The organism is Streptomyces indicus, from assembly GCF_900100315.1.
In the GTDB taxonomy this organism is placed as follows: Bacteria; Actinomycetota; Actinomycetes; order Streptomycetales; family Streptomycetaceae; genus Streptomyces; species Streptomyces indicus.
The window spans coordinates 1-16,237 of sequence record NZ_FNFF01000006.1; the positions used below are offsets into that span (position 1 = coordinate 1).

11 protein-coding genes are annotated in these 16,237 nt (G+C 72.5%); 6 read left to right on the plus strand and 5 right to left on the minus strand.

The genetic code is table 11. The annotated features are described in order from the left end of the window. Positions 1-115: 115 nt before the first annotated feature. The gene (locus BLT97_RS16850) at positions 116-1,036 is read right to left on the minus strand and encodes an ion transporter (RefSeq protein WP_093610956.1); all 921 of its coding nucleotides are present in this window, start codon (positions 1,034-1,036) and stop codon (positions 116-118) included. Between the two features lie 303 nt (positions 1,037-1,339). On the opposite strand from BLT97_RS16850, the gene BLT97_RS16855 reads away from it, so the two are divergent. After that, on the plus strand, positions 1,340-2,434 hold the full coding sequence (locus BLT97_RS16855) for a lysylphosphatidylglycerol synthase transmembrane domain-containing protein (RefSeq protein WP_245769379.1): 1,095 nt from the start codon (positions 1,340-1,342) through the stop codon (positions 2,432-2,434). A 34-nt stretch (positions 2,435-2,468) separates the two neighbouring features. On the opposite strand, the gene BLT97_RS16860 is transcribed toward BLT97_RS16855, so the two are convergent. Continuing rightward, positions 2,469-2,882, minus strand: a complete 414-nt coding sequence (locus BLT97_RS16860; RefSeq protein ID WP_093610960.1) for a Fur family transcriptional regulator — start codon at positions 2,880-2,882, stop codon at positions 2,469-2,471. Between the two features lie 304 nt (positions 2,883-3,186). Here BLT97_RS16860 and katG point away from each other — a divergent pair, with 304 nt between their 5' ends. The 3 genes from katG (at position 3,187) to BLT97_RS16875 (ending at position 8,910) form a co-directional block, all read left to right on the plus strand. After that, entirely contained in the window at positions 3,187-5,379 is a 2,193-nt protein-coding gene (katG, locus tag BLT97_RS16865; protein WP_093610962.1) for a catalase/peroxidase HPI, read from the plus strand. A 246-nt stretch (positions 5,380-5,625) separates the two neighbouring features. After that, positions 5,626-7,902 (plus strand): ATP-binding protein, encoded by a 2,277-nt coding sequence (locus BLT97_RS16870; RefSeq protein ID WP_093610964.1) that lies wholly within the window; start codon positions 5,626-5,628, stop codon positions 7,900-7,902. 120 nt (positions 7,903-8,022) lie between these two features. Then, on the plus strand, positions 8,023-8,910 hold the full coding sequence (locus BLT97_RS16875; RefSeq protein ID WP_093610966.1) for an SMI1/KNR4 family protein: 888 nt from the start codon (positions 8,023-8,025) through the stop codon (positions 8,908-8,910). A gap of 19 nt (positions 8,911-8,929) precedes the next feature. Here the strand turns inward: BLT97_RS16875 and BLT97_RS16880 are convergent, their stop codons facing one another. Further along, positions 8,930-9,397, minus strand: a complete 468-nt coding sequence (locus BLT97_RS16880; RefSeq protein WP_093610968.1) for a nuclear transport factor 2 family protein — start codon at positions 9,395-9,397, stop codon at positions 8,930-8,932. A gap of 62 nt (positions 9,398-9,459) precedes the next feature. Next, complete coding sequence (locus tag BLT97_RS16885; RefSeq protein ID WP_093610970.1) at positions 9,460-10,098, minus strand: HD domain-containing protein; 639 nt, start codon at positions 10,096-10,098, stop codon at positions 9,460-9,462. Between the two features lie 130 nt (positions 10,099-10,228). Here BLT97_RS16885 and BLT97_RS16890 point away from each other — a divergent pair, with 130 nt between their 5' ends. Next, the gene (locus BLT97_RS16890) at positions 10,229-11,305 is read left to right on the plus strand and encodes a GlxA family transcriptional regulator (RefSeq protein ID WP_093610972.1); all 1,077 of its coding nucleotides are present in this window, start codon (positions 10,229-10,231) and stop codon (positions 11,303-11,305) included. A 71-nt stretch (positions 11,306-11,376) separates the two neighbouring features. Here the strand turns inward: BLT97_RS16890 and BLT97_RS16895 are convergent, their stop codons facing one another. Next, a complete protein-coding gene (locus tag BLT97_RS16895; protein ID WP_093610974.1) occupies positions 11,377-14,781 on the minus strand; it encodes a hypothetical protein in 3,405 nt (1,134 codons plus the stop codon). Positions 14,782-14,957: 176 nt separating this feature from the next. Between BLT97_RS16895 and BLT97_RS16900 the strand changes: the two genes are divergently transcribed. Next, entirely contained in the window at positions 14,958-16,235 is a 1,278-nt protein-coding gene (locus BLT97_RS16900) for an NAD(P)/FAD-dependent oxidoreductase (RefSeq protein WP_093610976.1), read from the plus strand. The last annotated feature ends 2 nt before the right edge of the window (positions 16,236-16,237 follow it).

A 16,237-nucleotide genomic window follows, 5' to 3' on the forward strand; every position in this document is an offset into this window, starting at 1 on the left:
CGACCGCACCGACCGCACCGACCGCACCGACCGCACCGACCGCACCGACCGCACCGACCGCACCGACCGCACCGATCACGTCAAACGATCAAGCGCCCCCGACGACACGGCGAGCTCAGCCCCGGCCACCCGGCAGACTCTGCTCCAGTTCGTCCAGCGCCTGCCGCGCCGCCACAATCCGCATCCGCAGCGCGGGAATCTCCCGCTCCTCCTGCTCCTCCCGCTCCCACGCATCCCCCGCACCCCGCGCACCCGACGCGTCCTCCTGCCTCGCACCTCGCCCCCGCGCCGCCCTCTCCCGCGCCTCCTCCTCCCCCTGCTGCTCCAACTCCTTCGCCTCCTCCAGCGAGCTGATGACCACGCCGATCAGCACGTTGACGAGGACGAACGAGGCCATCACCACGTACGCCCCGTAATAGAGCAGCGTCCAGCGCGAGAACTCGAGGCCCGCGCGCACCGCGTCCCCGAGGCCGTCGAGGGTCATCAGGAGGAGCAGGGTGAGCAGCGCGCGGCCGAGCGAGCCGAAGTGGCCGGGGTCGGCCTCGCGGAAGAAGAGCCAGCCGACCATCGCGTACACGTAGAGGAGCAGCCCGCCCACGAGCAGGAAGCTGAGCGTGCCGGGCACGCTGCGCGCGACCGCCACCATGACGACCCGCAGCTGCGGCAGGAAGCGCGCCGTGCGCAGCACGCGCGCCAGGCGCAGCAGCCGCAGGAGCGTGGTGTTCTCGCTCACAACCGGCAGGAAGGCGCAGCCGACCACGAGGAGATCGAAAACGTTCCAGGGGTCGCGGAAGAAGTCCCGCGGCCGGTCCGCGTGCGCGGCCATCCGCAGCAGGATCTCGACGGTGAATCCGGCGAGGCAGAGGTGCTCGGCGATGCGGAGCGCGGACTGCCATTCGGCGGCGAATCCCGAGTAGGTCTCGAGGCCCAGCAGTACGGCGTTGACCAGGATCAACGTCATCACGACGACGGCGAACCAACGGGCCTCGGTGAGGGCTCTGCAGCGGCGGGCCAGGGCAGCCGGACGGTCGGACATCGCACTCCTTCACAGCGCACGGCTCGGTGACGGAAAAGAAGATCGCCCAGCGGGGCAACCGTTCCTGCGCCGCCGCGCCGCAGTCACCCGCAGGGATGACCCGGTGAAGGTCCGGGCACGGACGGACAATTGACGGTCCGCCGTACAGAAGTGACTATTCCGCTACGAGACACCGATTCGTCATCAAGGATGGGAACACCTCAAAACGGGAACCCTGTACCCGACCCCACCTCTCACTGTCCGACCGGCCCGCGCCCGGAAGTCCCCTCCGAGCGGGCACGACGCGGAAGGAATGCGTGCGCCGTGTCCCCGCTCAGACCATCGGAGCTGTCCGCTCCCGGGCCCTCCGCGGCCGCCCCGCTCCCCGCATCCGCCGACCCGCTGTCACCCGCACGGCCCGACTCCGGCGAACCCGCCGCCGTCACCGTCACCGCTGTCACCGCCCGCCTGAAGCGGCTCCCCCTCGGCGGCCGGCAGACCCGGCTCGTGCTCAGCGTGCTGCCCGTCGTCCTCATCGGGATCTGGGCCGCTCTCGACTGGGAGTCCGTGCGCGACGGCACCGCGCGCCTCGCGTCCGCCGACCCGTGGTGGCTGCTCGTCGCCGTGGCCTTCACCGCGCTGAGCAGCGTGAGCGCCTCGTTCATCCGGCAGGGCGCGATCCCCGAGCGGCTGCCTCCGGGCCAGCTGCTCGCCTCCCAGTTCGCGGCCTGCGCCGCCAACCACGTGGTGCCGGCGGGGCTCGGCGGGCACGCCGTCACGCTGCGGTTCCTCCAGGGGCGCGGCATCCCGCTGCCCCGGGCCACCGCGTCGATCGCGCTGTACTCGCTGGTCAAGCCGGTGGCGAAGTTCGCCCTGATCCTCGCGTTCCTGCTGGCGTTCCCCGACACGCTGCCCGTCGGGCAGCTGCTGCCGAGCGGCGAGACCCTCCTGGTCGTCCTCGGCTGTGCGGCCGCCGGGCTCGTGGCCGCGGTGGTGGTGTTCAAGGTGGTGCGTCCGCTGCGCCGGCCTTTGATGACCTTCCTCGGTACGGCGCTCACGGACGCGCGGCTGCTGCACAGCAGGCCGAGCCGGGCGCTGGCGCTGTGGGGCGGCGCGGCCGCGCTGCCGCTGCTCCAGGCCGCGACGCTCGCCGCGGTCGGCGCCTCGCTCGGCATCCCGCTGCCGTGGACGCATCTGGTCTTCGCACACCTCGCGGCCAGCGCGATGGTGGGTGCGGTGCCGGCGCCCGGCGGGATAGGGCCGGTGGACGCGGCGCTGGTGTTCACGCTGGTCGTGTTCGGTACCCCGATGACGCTGGCCACGGCCGCGGTGATCGGCTACCGCCTGATCAGCGGCTGGCTGCCGCTGCTGCCGGGTGCGCTGATCCTCTCCGTGCTCGTACGCAACAAGGTCCTGTGACCACAGCAAGGTCCTGTGACCGCCCGGACCCGGCTCAGGCCGAGCAGGACGGGCACACCCCGCGGTACGTGACCTCCACCGCCTCGACCGTGAAGCCGTAGCGCTCCTCGGCCGGCAGGTCCGAGAGCGGGTTGCCCTGCGGGCGGACGTCGCGGATCGCGCCGCAGCCCGAGCACACGAGGTGCTGGTGCGGCCGGTGTGCGTTGGGGTCGTAGCGCTTGGCGCGGCCGTCCGTGGAGACCTCGATCACCTCACCGAGCGAGACCAGCTCGCCGAGGGTGTTGTAGACCGTCGCGCGCGAGATCTCGGGCAGCTTGGCCGCCGCCCTGACGTGGACCTCGTCCGCGGTCAGATGCACATGCTCGCCGTCGAGCACCTCCGCCACGACTCGTCGCTGCGAGGTCATCCGCCAGCCGCGGCCACGCAGTCGCTCCAGGAGGTCGCTCATCTCGGATCACCATTCTTCTCAGTCGGTGCAGCCAGGCCGGCAGGACAAACAGCTGTGCAAGGTTTAGCGTGTTTCTTGACTTGGACTCTGTCCATTGTAGGATCAGGCTCGACGAGAGCCAAGTGACCAGGAAGGTTCCAGTTCGGCGGAGAGTACGGGGGCCACCAGCGTGGCGCCGCCTCTCGCCGGCTGTTCCGCTTGGACAGTTCTTACGCAGTACCCAGAGCTCAGCTCGTATGCAGGACCGATGCAGGACCTATGCAGGACTTGAGCACCGCGATCCGCCCCGTCCGGAGGGATTTCCATGTCCGAGAACAACGAAGTCGTTGCGCCCACCGGGGGCTGCCCCGTAGCGCACGGTGAGCGCGCACTCCACCCCACCCAGGGTGGCGGCAACCGGCAGTGGTGGCCGGAGCGGCTGAACCTGAAGATCCTGGCGAAGAACCCCGCGGTGGCGAACCCGCTCGGTGAGGAGTTCGACTACGCCGAGGCCTTCAACAACCTCGACCTGGCCGCGGTCAAGCGCGACATCGCGGAGGTGCTCACCACCTCGCAGGACTGGTGGCCCGCCGACTTCGGCAACTACGGCCCGCTCATGATCCGTATGGCCTGGCACTCCGCCGGCACGTACCGCATCAGCGACGGCCGCGGTGGTGCGGGCGCCGGCCAGCAGCGCTTCGCGCCGCTCAACTCCTGGCCGGACAACGGCAACCTGGACAAGGCCCGCCGCCTCCTGTGGCCCGTCAAGAAGAAGTACGGCCAGGCGATCTCCTGGGCCGACCTCATGATCCTCACCGGCAACGTCGCGCTGGAGACCATGGGCTTCAAGACCTTCGGCTTCGCCGGCGGCCGCGAGGACGTCTGGGAGTCGGAGGAGGACGTCTACTGGGGTCCCGAGAAGGTCTGGCTGGACGACGAGCGCTACACCGGCGACCGCGAGCTGGAGTCCCCGCTCGGCGCCGTGCAGATGGGCCTCATCTACGTCAACCCCGAGGGCCCCAACGGCAACCCGGACCCGGTCGCCGCGGCCCGCGACATCCGTGAGACCTTCCGCCGCATGGCGATGAACGACGAGGAGACCGTCGCCCTCATCGCCGGTGGCCACACCTTCGGCAAGACCCACGGCGCAGGCCCCGCGGACAACGTGGGCGCCGACCCCGAGGGCGCCTCCATCGAGCAGCAGGGCCTGGGCTGGGCCTCCACGTACGGCACGGGCAAGGGCGGGGACGCGATCACCTCCGGCCTCGAGGTCACCTGGACCACGACGCCCGCGAAGTGGGGCCACGACTTCTTCAAGCACCTCTTCGAGTACGAGTACGAGCTCACGCAGAGCCCGGCCGGTGCGCACCAGTGGGTCGCCAAGGACGCCCCGGAGATCATTCCGGACGCCCACGACCCGAACAAGAAGCACAAGCCTCAGATGCTCACCACCGACCTGTCGCTGCGCTTCGACCCGGTCTACGAGCAGATCTCGCGCCGCTTCTACGAGAACCCGGACGAGTTCGCGGACGCCTTCGCCCGCGCCTGGTTCAAGCTGACGCACCGTGACATGGGCCCGGTCGTCCGCTACCTCGGCCCGGAGGTCCCCTCCGAGGAGCTCATCTGGCAGGACCCGCTGCCGGCGCAGCAGGGCCCGGCCCTGGAGGCCGCGGACATCGCCGCGCTCAAGGAGCAGATCCTCGCCTCGGACCTCACGGTCTCGCAGCTGGTCGGTGCCGCCTGGGCCGCCGCCGCCTCCTTCCGCGGCAGCGACAAGCGCGGTGGCGCCAACGGCGGCCGCATCCGCCTGGAGCCGCAGCGCGGCTGGGCCGTCAACAACCCGGACGAGCTCGCCCAGGTCCTGCGGGTCCTGGAGGGCATCCAGTCCTCCTTCGGCAAGCCGGTCTCGATTGCCGACCTGATCGTGCTCGCGGGCACCGCGGCCGTCGAGCAGGCCGCGAAGGACGGCGGCTTCGAGGTCGAGGTCCCGTTCACGCCGGGCCGTGTCGACGCCTCGCAGGAGCAGACGGACGTCGAGTCCTTCGCCGCCCTGGAGCCGCAGTACGACGGCTTCCGCAACTACGTCGGCAAGGGCCAGCGCCTGCCGGCCGAGTACCTGCTGCTCGACCGCGCCAACCTGCTGACCCTGTCCGCCCCGGAGATGACCGTGCTCGTCGGCGGTCTGCGCGTCCTCGGTGCGAACACGGGCGGTTCGAAGCACGGTGTGTTCACCGACAAGGTCGGCACGCTGAGCAACGACTTCTTCGCCAACCTGCTGGACATGGACGTCACCTGGAAGTCCACCTCCTCCGCGCAGGACGAGTTCGAGGCCCGCGACGCCTCCGGTGCGGTCAAGTGGACCGGCACCCGCGCCGACCTGGTCTTCGGCTCGAACTCCGAGCTCCGTGCCCTCGCCGAGGTGTACGCGAGCGACGACGCCAAGGAGAAGTTCGTGCGCGACTTCGTCGCCGCCTGGGCCAAGGTCATGGACCTGGACCGGTTCGACGTCCGCGCCTGAGCTCACCACGGCCGTACGCGCCTGAGTTCACCGCAGCCGTATGAGCCGAGGCTCACCGGTTGAACGCTGTGGCCCTGACCGGGGCAACTCCCCGGTCGGGGCCACAGTTGTGTGGACGCTGGGCCGAAGTTGTGCCGTTCCGTACGACTGGACGCATGCACGCATCCAAAATGGGTGCGGAACTGGTGAGTTGGGGCGTGCCGTACGGCGCCCGGGCCGGTTCCGGAACCGACCGAGGAGTGGCGCGTGACGCAGGAGCCGGGTGTGGGCCCCATGGGGGGCCTGCCGCTGGAGGCGACCGATTTCGTGGGCCGTGGCGGTGAACTGGGCGCCCTGGAGGCCGCGTTGGGCCAGTCGCGGCTCGTGACCGTCACCGGGCCCGGCGGGGTCGGCAAGACACGGCTTGCGCTGCGGGCCGCCCGGCGGTTCCGTGACACGCACGGGCACGGCGCGTTCTGGGTGGAGCTGTCCGCACTCACCGACCCGGCCCTGCTTCCGCACACCGTGGCGAGCGCGCTCGGGCTCGCGCAGGGCGACGCGGTGTCCGCGTTGGACGCGGTCGTCCGCCGTCTCCAGACCGGCAACTCCCTGCTGGTCCTCGACACCTGCGAGCACCTGGTGGACGCCTGTGCCGAGCTGGCGCAGGCCCTGCTGCGGCACGCGGGCGGCGTCACCGTCCTGGCCACGAGCCGGCAGTCCCTCAACGTGTCCGGCGAGTACGTGTTCAGTGTCGGGCCGCTGCCCGTACAGGCGGACGGCGGCGACGCCGTGGAACTGTTCGTCAGCCGGGCCCAGGCCGCCGTGCCCGGCCTGGTGGTGGACGAGGAGGTCCGGGAGCTGGCGACCAGGCTGTGCCGCTCCCTGGACGGAATGCCGCTCGCCATCGAGCTCGCCGCGGTACGGCTGCGCGCGCTGCCACTGTCCGTGCTGATCGAGCACTTCGCGAACGGGGTGCCGCTGCTCGCGCGGCTGCGCGGCGGCACCCCGCGGCACGAGACCTTACGCGCGGCCATCGACTGGAGCTTCGGCCTGTGCACCCAGGCCGAACAGGTGCTGTGGGAACGGCTTTCGGTGTTCTCGGGCCCCTTCGACTTCGAGGCCGCGCAGTACGTGTGCGCCGGCGGGATCCTGGACCCGGCCGAGCTGGTCGAGTCCCTCGCGGGCCTGGTGGACAAAAGCGTGCTCATCCGGGACGGCGAGTGGTACCGGATGCTCGACATGATCCGTGAGTACGGGGCCGAGCTGGCACGCTCGGCCGGCACCACGGACACCCTGCGGGAGGGGCACGGCGTCTACTACACGGAGCTGGCCCGTATCTTCGACCGGGACTTCGACTCCGCGGGCCAGCTCGCCCGCTTCACCACCCTGCGCCACCAGGACGGTCAACTGCGCCGGGCCCTGGAGAACGCGCTCGACGCGGGCCGGTACCAGCAGGCCGCGCTCCTGGCCCGGTCGCTGTGGATGTACTGGTTCATCTCGGGCCGGGCCACAGAGGGCCGTTACTGGTGCTACCGGGTCGCCGAGCACCTCGCGCCGGGCACCTCGGAGCGGGCCTGGGTGCTCTCGACGAACGCGTATCTGGCCGCCTCACAGGCCGATGCCGCGTCGTACGGCATGGCCGAGGAGGCGATGGCGATCGCCACGGCGGTCGACGACCCCGCACTCACCGGGCGGGCGCACCAGGTGATGCACATCTCCGCGGCCACGGTGGGCAAGGTCCAGGAGGCCTATGCCGCCGCGGAGCGCGGAACCGCGATCCTGCGCGCGGCCGCCGACCTGAGCTCGGCGGTGACGCTGGAGGCGCAGCAAGGGTTCATCGAGGTGGCCGTCGGGGACGCCCGCAAGGCCCTGGAGACCATGGAGCGCAACCTGCGGCGGTTGGACGAGCACGGCCTGGAACCGGGATGGCTGCACGCCACCACCCTCTACGTGCAGAGCCTGGCCCGGTACGAACTCGCCGAGTATCCCGGCGCCACGACCGCGGCCGTCACCGCCCTGCGGCTCGGGACCCGCATGGGCGATGTCCTGGGCGCCGCCTGCAACTTGGAGAACCTGGCGTGGATCGCCACCCGCACCGGACGCCACGAGAGCGCCGCCTGGCTCCTGGGAGCGGCCGACACGCAGTGGAACCGGCTGGGCGGACGCCTGATCGGCAACCCTGTCATGGAGCAACGGCACCAGGAGATCGAACGCGAACTCCGCGGCTCCCTGACCGACGAGCGCTTCGAAGCCCGCTGGCACGAGGGGGCCACCCACCCGCTCGCCGCCGTCATCGAACGGGCCAGCGCGGGAGGCGGCGCCATCGCCGAACTCCCCGCGGGCAAGCGCCAAAAGCCCCTCACCCCACGCGAACGCGAAGTCGCCCAGCTCGTCGCCCAGGGCCTCAGCAACCGCGAGATCGCCGAACACTTGGTGCTGTCCAAACGCACCATCGACGTCCATGTCGAACACATCCTGGCGAAACTCGGCGTCGGGTCCCGCCAGGACATCGCGGCGCGGCTGGAGGACACGGACGGTTCCTGACGCCGGGCAGCGGGCGGAGTGGGGCCGTGGGGTGACACGAGAGGCGCGGGTGGCGCTGTATCAAGCGTCCGTACCCTCGACGGGAGCCGCAGGCTCCCCCGCCCGGAGGCCCGCCCCGCGATGCACGAACCGGCCATGCACCCCTCGCTCGACGATCTCGTCGCGTATGCGGCACGTGCCACCCCGCCGTCGCCTCCTCTGGTCGGTGATCCGGACCTGGACCTGGCCGAGTTGGTGGAATCGCTCGGCGCACGCTACGGCCGCCTCCGTACGGTGATCCTCGACGGCGGGCCGGACCCCGCGGCGGACGACCGGACAGGGGCGCCGCTGCTCCCCGTGGTGGACGGTCTCGAAGTCGACGTCCTGCACGTCTGGTCCTGCGGACGCTCCTGGATCGGGGCCGGCCGGACGGTGCAAGGCCGTCCTTTCGTGGCGGTCGCCGAACGCGTCGCACCGGCCGAGCCCTACGACCCCACCTCGCCCGAGGCCTCGTACGTGGAGCGCGTCGTCGAGCTGACGGGCCGGACCATGGATCCCACTTACCCCGTGGACTGGTCGGAGGCGGAGGCACGCCTCGGAACTCGGCTGCCGCAGGACTACAAGCAGCTGGTGGAGATCTTGGGGCCCGGCCAGTTCGACTACTTCGTCTCGCTCGACCTGCCACGGCAGGACGGCCCCTGGCCGACGGGGCACTTCCTGTCCGTACACGATTCCAAGGGGTCCGACGCCCGGGTGGAATGGCACACCACGCTCACCGAGGTCCGCGCCGCCTGCGCCGACACTCCCGGCAAGGCCCTGCTGTCATGGGCCGGCAGCGAACACGGCACGTTCTACTGGCACATGAACGACCCGGACCCCGACCACTGGCCCGTCCTGGCCACCGAGGACGACTTCAGGGAGTTCGAGCCGATGGCCGCCTCGGCATCCGCCTGCCTCCACCGCCTCCTCACCGACCCGCGTGCTCTCTTCTCGCTGGCCCGCCACTTCGACCGTCACTGGTTCGGGTGAGGATTCCGCCGCCGACCGCTCAGGCGAGCGGCAACAACACCCCGCGCTCCTCCGGCAACCGCGGTCCGAGAATGCGCCGTTCCTCCGCCTTGATCGGCACGTCGTTGATGCTCGCCTCGCGCCGCCGCATCAGCCCGTCCGCGGCGAACTCCCACAACTCGTTGCCGTACGACCGCCAGTACCCGCCGTCCGCGTCGCGCCACTCGTACTGGAAGCGGACGGCGATCCGGTCGTCCCCGTACGACCACAGCTCCTTGCGCAGCGCGTAGTCGAGCTCCCTGCGCCACTTGCCGGCGAGGAACTCCCGGATCTGCTGCCGGCCGGTGACGAAGGTGTCGCGATTGCGCCAGACCGAGTCCTCGGTGTACGCGAGCGCCACGCGGTCGGGGTCGCGGGTGTTCCACGCGTCCTCGGCGGCCTGCACCTTGGCGAGGGCGTCGGCGTGTGTGAACGGCGGTACGGGGGGCCTGACTTGAGAGTTGGACATGGGTGCGTCCTTTCCTGAGCGATCGGGTGGGAGGGTCGTACGGATACGGGGCGGGGCGGCGGTCACTCGGGCCACGGCGAGTCCTCGATGACGGAGACGAAGTCCGTACGGACGAAGCCGGGCGAGAAGCGGGCCAGCACATCGGCCTTCACGTTGCCGAACGCGGTGCCGGGGCGGTGGGCGATGCCCTCCGTGAAGGCTTCAAGGATCCGCCGCTTGAAGTCGGGACGCGGATGCGCGGCCACGACGGCGGCCCGCTGCGCGTCGGTGATCTCGTCGAACCCGAGGCCCAGGACGTCGTGTTCGACCCCCGCGGTCACCAGCGCCACTTCGGGTTCCATGCGGTACGGGATCTCCGGCGTGGTGTGCAGGGCGACGGCGGTCCAGGCGATCCGGGCCTGCTCGGCGCCGAGGCCGTGCCGCAGCAGGAAGTCCCGGGCCGCGTCGGCCCCGTCGAGCTCGAAGCGCTGCTGCGAGTCCGCGTACTGCGCGGTGAGGCCAAGGTCGTGGAACAGGGCCGCCACGTAGAGGAGTTCGGGGTCGAAGGCGAGTGCCCGCCGCCGGCCGCGCAAGGCGCCGAAGAGGTGGACGCGGCGGGAGTGGTCGTACAGGAGCGGCCCGGCGGTGTCGCGGACGAGCTCGTCCGCCTCCTTCGCGAGCGCGCTGTCGGGGATCTCGATTCCGGCGATACGGGTCGTCATGGCGTGCTCCTGCTCATCGTCCGTGGTCTTCGGTACGGCATCAGCCTGCCGCTCCTGGTCAGGGAGCCGCCATGTCCATCCGGACAGGTATCCCACACATATGGACATGGGTCGGCGGTACCCTCGCGGCATGGACCGGAACAGGGGCACGACTGCCGGAGCACGGACGCGTGCGGACGCGGAGGCGCGGACGCGTTCGGGCGCGGAGACACGTCCGTCCCGGCACCCCCGCACCATCGCCGTCCTCGCCTACGACGGCGTACGCCTGCTCGATGTCACCGCCCCGCTCGAGGTGTTCAGCACGGCAACCGTCCTGGGGGCCCGCTACACCGTGCGCCTGCTGTCCCCGTCCGGCGGCGAGGTCACCACCTCGGCCGGCACCCGCCTGCTCACCGACCCGGCCGAAGCCGAGGCGGGCCATGTCCACACTCTGCTCGTGCCCGGCTCCCCCGGCCTGCCGCACCGGATCCCGCCCGGCCTCCTGGAGACCCTCCGCACCCTGCACGGCCGCAGTTGGCGCACGGCCTCCGTCTGCACGGGCGCCTTCGCGCTGGCCGAGGCGGGCCTGCTGAAGGGCCGGCGGGCGGCGACGCACTGGCGGTACGCCACCACGTTGGCGCACCGCCATCCCGACATCGACGTGGACGGCGACGCCATCTTCGTCCGGGACGGCCGCACCTACACCTCGGCGGGCGTCAGCGCGGGACTCGATCTGGCCCTGGCCCTGGTCGAGGCGGACGAGGGCGCCGGACTGGCCCGCGAAGTGGCGCGCGACCTGGTCGTCTACCTCCAACGGCCCGGCGGGCAGTCCCAGTTCTCCGTCGCGTCCCGCACCCCGCCGCCCCGCCACGACGCGCTCGCGTCGCTGGTGCAGTCCATCGCGGCGGACCCTGCGGCGGATCACTCACTGCCGGAACTGGCCCGCAGGGCCGGCCTCAGCGCCCGCCACCTCACCCGCCTGTTCAACGAACAGATCGGCCAGCCCCCGGCCGGGCACGTGGAGTCGATCCGCCTGGAAGCCGCCCAACACCTCCTGGACAGCGGCGCATCGGTCACCTCGGCGGCCCGCCTGAGCGGCCTCGGCAGCGACGAGACCCTCCGCCGCGCCTTCCTGCGCCACCTGGGAGTGACGCCCTCGGCGTACCGGGCGCGTTTTCGTACGTCGGCGCCCGTGAGGGAGCCCACGGACGGCCCTGACCACGGCTAGGGAGGCCCGGGCAGCCGCCCACGGCCAACCGGGACGCGGTCGGGAGCGCGCGGTCGAGGGCGCCCCTTGCGTCACTCCTGCCCGGTCGTCGTCCCGTACGCCAAGTGCCGCACATCCGCGTCCCCGTGCCGCCGCAACTGCCGCAGCAGCGCCCGCCATTCCTCGGGCCAGGAGAGCCGCTGCCCGAGCGTGGCCACGAGTCCGGCGGCCAGCAGACCGGTGGTGGTCCGGCCGTCCTCCGCGAGGTACCGGGCCGCGGCCAGTGCGCTCTCCTGCGGGGCGAGCGGAGTGCCGTACGGGGAAGGGTGGTTGAGGTGCCTGGCCTGCTCGGCGGCGAGCACCGGGCGGCCGTCCACGGCGTCCGCGAGCGCCGTCAGGCGGGCCATGAGTTCGGGCAGGTCGGCGCGCAGGTCCACCAGGCGCCGGAGGATTCCCGCGCGCAGATCCCCCAGGGAGGGCTCACCGGCCAGTTGACCTGCCAGCGACTCCAGTACGGGCCGCACCAGTGCGACGGGTTCCGCGGGCAGCCCCTCCACAAGGGAGATCAGCCGTCGGCGGGCCGGCAGGTCCCGGTCCGCCTGCGCCTCGTACGCGCCGCTTCGCACGGCCTCCAGGAGCTCGGCCACCGTCGAGTGGAGCAGGCTTCCTTCGGCCACGCCGCCTGCCGGATGGGGCAGTGCGGAGACGGCCAGGCTCCCCAACGCCCAGGCGGCGGTACGCCAGTTGGTGCGCTCCTCCAGGTCCGCGACCGCTCGGCCGAGGTGGGTCACGACGTCGGGGGCGTCATCGGCCCACTGGGGCAGGGAGTTGAGCGCACGCGTCGCCACCTCGCGCTCCGCACTGCGGCACAGCCCGCCGACCAGCCGGGCGTAGCGGGGCCGGTGGGCCGCGGGCAGTGCCCAGGGGCTCAGACCGATGACGGCCCGCTGCGCCTGCGGCGGGCCCTGCGCGGCCGCGCCGAGCAGATCCCACGCCTCGGGCGCGCCGAGCAGGCGCGGCAGTACGGAGACCACGGCGGCCTGCACGTCGGGGTGCTGGTCCGGTGCGTGGAACACGTCCGCCAACAGCGCCACTGCCTGCCGTACGGGCAGGAAGCGGGCCGCGAGCCGCACGGCTTCCTTGCGGCTGGTCACCTTCGCGCCCCGCGCCGGGGACAGCACCTCGCCGAGCTGCACGCTCAGCTCGGAGGGAGCCGTGCAGCGCGCGACCCCTCCGGCCGCGTACACCGCGACCCGCGCCCGGTCGCCGCCGGCGTGGGCGAGCAGCAGCGGCAGCGACTCCTCGGGCCGGTCGGTCCACGGCAGCGCACCGAGGGCCGCCTCGGCGATGACCGTTTCCGCCGAATCGATCTGGGCCAGCGCCAACTGGCGTCCGTACAGCGGCACTTGTGCGGCGCCACGCAGTGCGGCCACCCGCTCGGAGGCCGGCCGTGTGGTGTCCGCGACGACCTCGGCGGCCAGCCGGACCGCCGCTTCCTGCTGGCGGGGCAGCCAGCGTCCGGCGTCGTGGAAGCCGGGCAGGGGGCGTCGCTTGCCGGCGGTCAGGAAGCGTCCGTACGGCGGCTGTTCACCGAGCAGGACGTCCAGGAGGTCGGTGCGCCGCCGGGTCAGCACCGCCTGGACGGATCCGAGCACGGCCGCTGAGGGCTCGCGTGCCAGGATCGCGGCGGCCCGCTCGTCCCGTGTTGCCGGGTCGGCCAGCCACAGCGGGGCGGCCGTGGCGACGTCGCGGTCGGATCCGTACGTCACCGCCTGCTCCAGCATGGACTGCAGCGCGGGCATGGCGCGCGCCCGGTCGCCGAGCGCGGCGGCCAGGGCGAAGAGCAGCCCGAACTCCGCCTTGTCGGCGGCCGCTTCGAGCCAGGGCCGCAGCGTCGCGAAGAGCGCGTGCTCCTGGCCCCGGCGCAGGGTGCGGTCAAGCCGTCCGAAGGAGAACAGCCCGGCGTACCCGGCCAGGCGCTCGAGCGCCCGCATCCCCCAGACCAGCAGGGCGGGCCGGCCGTCCTCCCCCGCGCCCTCTTCCCCTCCCGCGGTCGCGTGCTCGACGAGCAGCCGGACCGCGAGGCGGCGCAGAGCGGTTCTGGTCTCCGCCGAACTGTCCCGCGCTTCCAGGGCGTCCAGCAGGATCCGGTCGAGCGCCGCCACGTCCTCGGCGGCGAACAGCCGCGGGTGCAGTCCGGCGAGCGCGCCGAGCGCTTTGGCCCGTACGGGATCCTGCTCGTTGCGCAGCCCCCGCATCCGCTCCAGGAGCCCGGTCATGGCGGCGCGGTCACCGCTGCGCCCGACGCAGGCGATCAGCAGCGGCCACACCAGGGCGCGGTCCTGCGCGTCGGGCCGGCGCAGGGCGGCGAGCAGCTCGGGCTCCGCCTCGTCCAGGGGACCGTAGGAGAGGGTCTCCAGGACATCGCCCCAGAACCAGTCCTCGGCACGCCCCTTGGGGACCCAGTGGCGGGCCTCGGCCCGCTGCCGTTCCCGCGGAAGGAGATCCAATACGGCCTCGGGCGTGGGCTGTTCACCGAGGGAGACCGTGGCGCGGCAGGCGTCGAGGAAGGCGCCGCGGCGGCCCGGCGGCATCGCCTTGAGCAGCGCGGCCAGGTGGTCGGGACGCAGCAGCCACCGCCGGCCGAGCTCCGTCAGGGACGGCGGGTCGGCGCGCACGAGCTTGCGCAGCAGACCCGGCGACCACAGGGGCTCGTAGCGCTGCGTCTCGCGTTCGGGCGCGAGCAGCCAGCGGACGGTCCGTTCCGCGTCGGCTGCGATGAGCGCGCCCAACTGGTCCCGAAGGCGCGGGGGAAGGGCGGCGGGACCGTACTCCTCGAGGAGCGTCAGGACCCGCTCGGGCCGCAGCGGGGCGGCGGCCGCGATCCCGGACGCGTGCAGCTCCCACCACTGCGCGCGCCGCACCTGCTGCTTCTGTGCGGCGAGTTCACGAGCGGCGTGGTCGATGACCAGGTCCGGATGGCGGCGGGCGAGGCCGGTCCACGAGGTGACCGCATGCGCGAGCTCGGGCAGCCGTACGGCCACGAACGCGGCGGAACAGCCCGGCAGCAGCCGCGCGGCCTCCTCGTCACCCCATTCCTCGCGCAGCCGCGGCACCAGACGCTCGGCCGGCGCCGTACGCCCGGAGCCGATGACGACCTGGGCGAGCCGCCGCCGCTGCTCCGCGCTCGCGTCGGTGTACGCCGCCTCGATCGCCTCGTCCGACAGCAGAGTCCGCGCGGCCCGCAGCGCATACCCCCTGATCACACGGTCGGGATCGGCCAGCCGGGCCTCCAGGAACCCGGCCTGCCGCCCGACGAGGGCGGCCAGCGCCGCGAGCCGCCGCTCGTACGGCCCCCGCCCGTCCAGCTCGGCCAGCACCTCCGGCAGCCCGCCTTCGGCCGCGAGCGAGCGCGCGGCCAGGGACAGGTGCCGCAGACGCTGCGGATGGGCGAGGGGTTCGAGAGCGGCGAGCAGGTCGTCGGCGGTGCGCGGCATGCGGCGATTGTGCCGCTCACCGGCTCGAAGGTTCACGCGAATATCGCCCGGCATCGCGTGGCACCCCGACCGAAGACCCCCGTCACGTGACCTGGATCACAGCCGCACCCTGTCAGGAATCGACCGGCCGCCCCGCTCAATCCGCGAGGCAGACAGCGATCCGACGGGAGCACCCCATGAAGCAGCGCAACGGCGAGCGGCGGCACAGCGGCACGAAGGACCGCGGCGGCGCCCGGCACCGCATCGTCGTCCTGGGCGCGGGCTACGCCGGGGCCTACGTGGCCGGGAACCTGGCCCGTCGGCTGTCCCCCGCGGACACCGAGATCACCGTGGTCAACGCGGTTCCGTATTTCGTCCAGCGGATGCGTCTGAACCAGCTGGCCGCGGGCCGGGAGATCGAGGCGCCTCAGCTCGCCGAGATCTTCGCGGGTACGGGAATCCGGCTGCGGATCGGCCGCGTGACCGGCCTCGACCCCGCGCGCCGGACGGTCGACGTGGCCGATGCGGAAGGCGGCGCGCAGCTCGGCTACGACACGTTGGTGTACGCGCTGGGCAGCCGGGTCGCCGACCACCATGTACCCGGTGTGGCCGAGCACGCCTTCGACGTCGCCGGCCGGCCCTCCGCGCTGCGGCTGCGCGAGCGCCTGGACGGCCTTGAGCGCAGGGGCGAAGGCGGGGACGTCCTGGTCGTCGGGGACGGGCTGACGGGGATCGAGACCGCCACCGAGATCGCGGAGGCGAGGTCCGGCCTGTCGGTGACGCTGGTCGCGCGCGGCGAGCTGGGCGCGCGGCTGTCCGCAGGAGCGCGCGGCCATCTGCGCCGGGCCTGCGAGCGGTTGGGCGTCACCGTCCTGGAGCACACGGCGGTCGAGGCCGTCGAAGCGGGCCGGGTGACGTGCGCCGACGGCACGGTCCGCACGGCCGATGTGACGGTGTGGACGGCCGGTTTCGCGGTCGGCCCGGTCGCGGCCGAGGCGGGTCTCGACGTGACCGAGGAAGGCCGGATCGTCGTCGACCGCACCATGCGGTCGCTGTCGCACCCGGACATCTACGCGGTCGGCGACAGCGTCCACGCCGTCGCCGACAACGGCCTGGCCCTGCCGATGTCCTGCGGCTCGGCCGGCTACACCGGGCGGCAGGCCATCGAGGCGATCGTGGGAAGCCTGACCGGACGCAAGGTCGCGCAGGCCAAGCTCGTCTACCGGTACAACGCGATCAGCCTCGGCCGGAAGGACGCCATCTGGCAGTCGGTGGACGGCCGGGCGCAGGCCAGGCCCCGCTACGCGGGTGGTCGCAAGGTCGCGCGGATCAAGTCCGTCATCGAGAAGGGCGCGCTGTGGGGCACGGCGCATCCCACGTTCGGCATGCCCCTGCGCAAGCGACGGCTGGTCGCCTCGCCCACCACCCGGCCGGAACCGACGACCGAACCCCCGGCGCGGCAGCCGGCCGCCTAGGG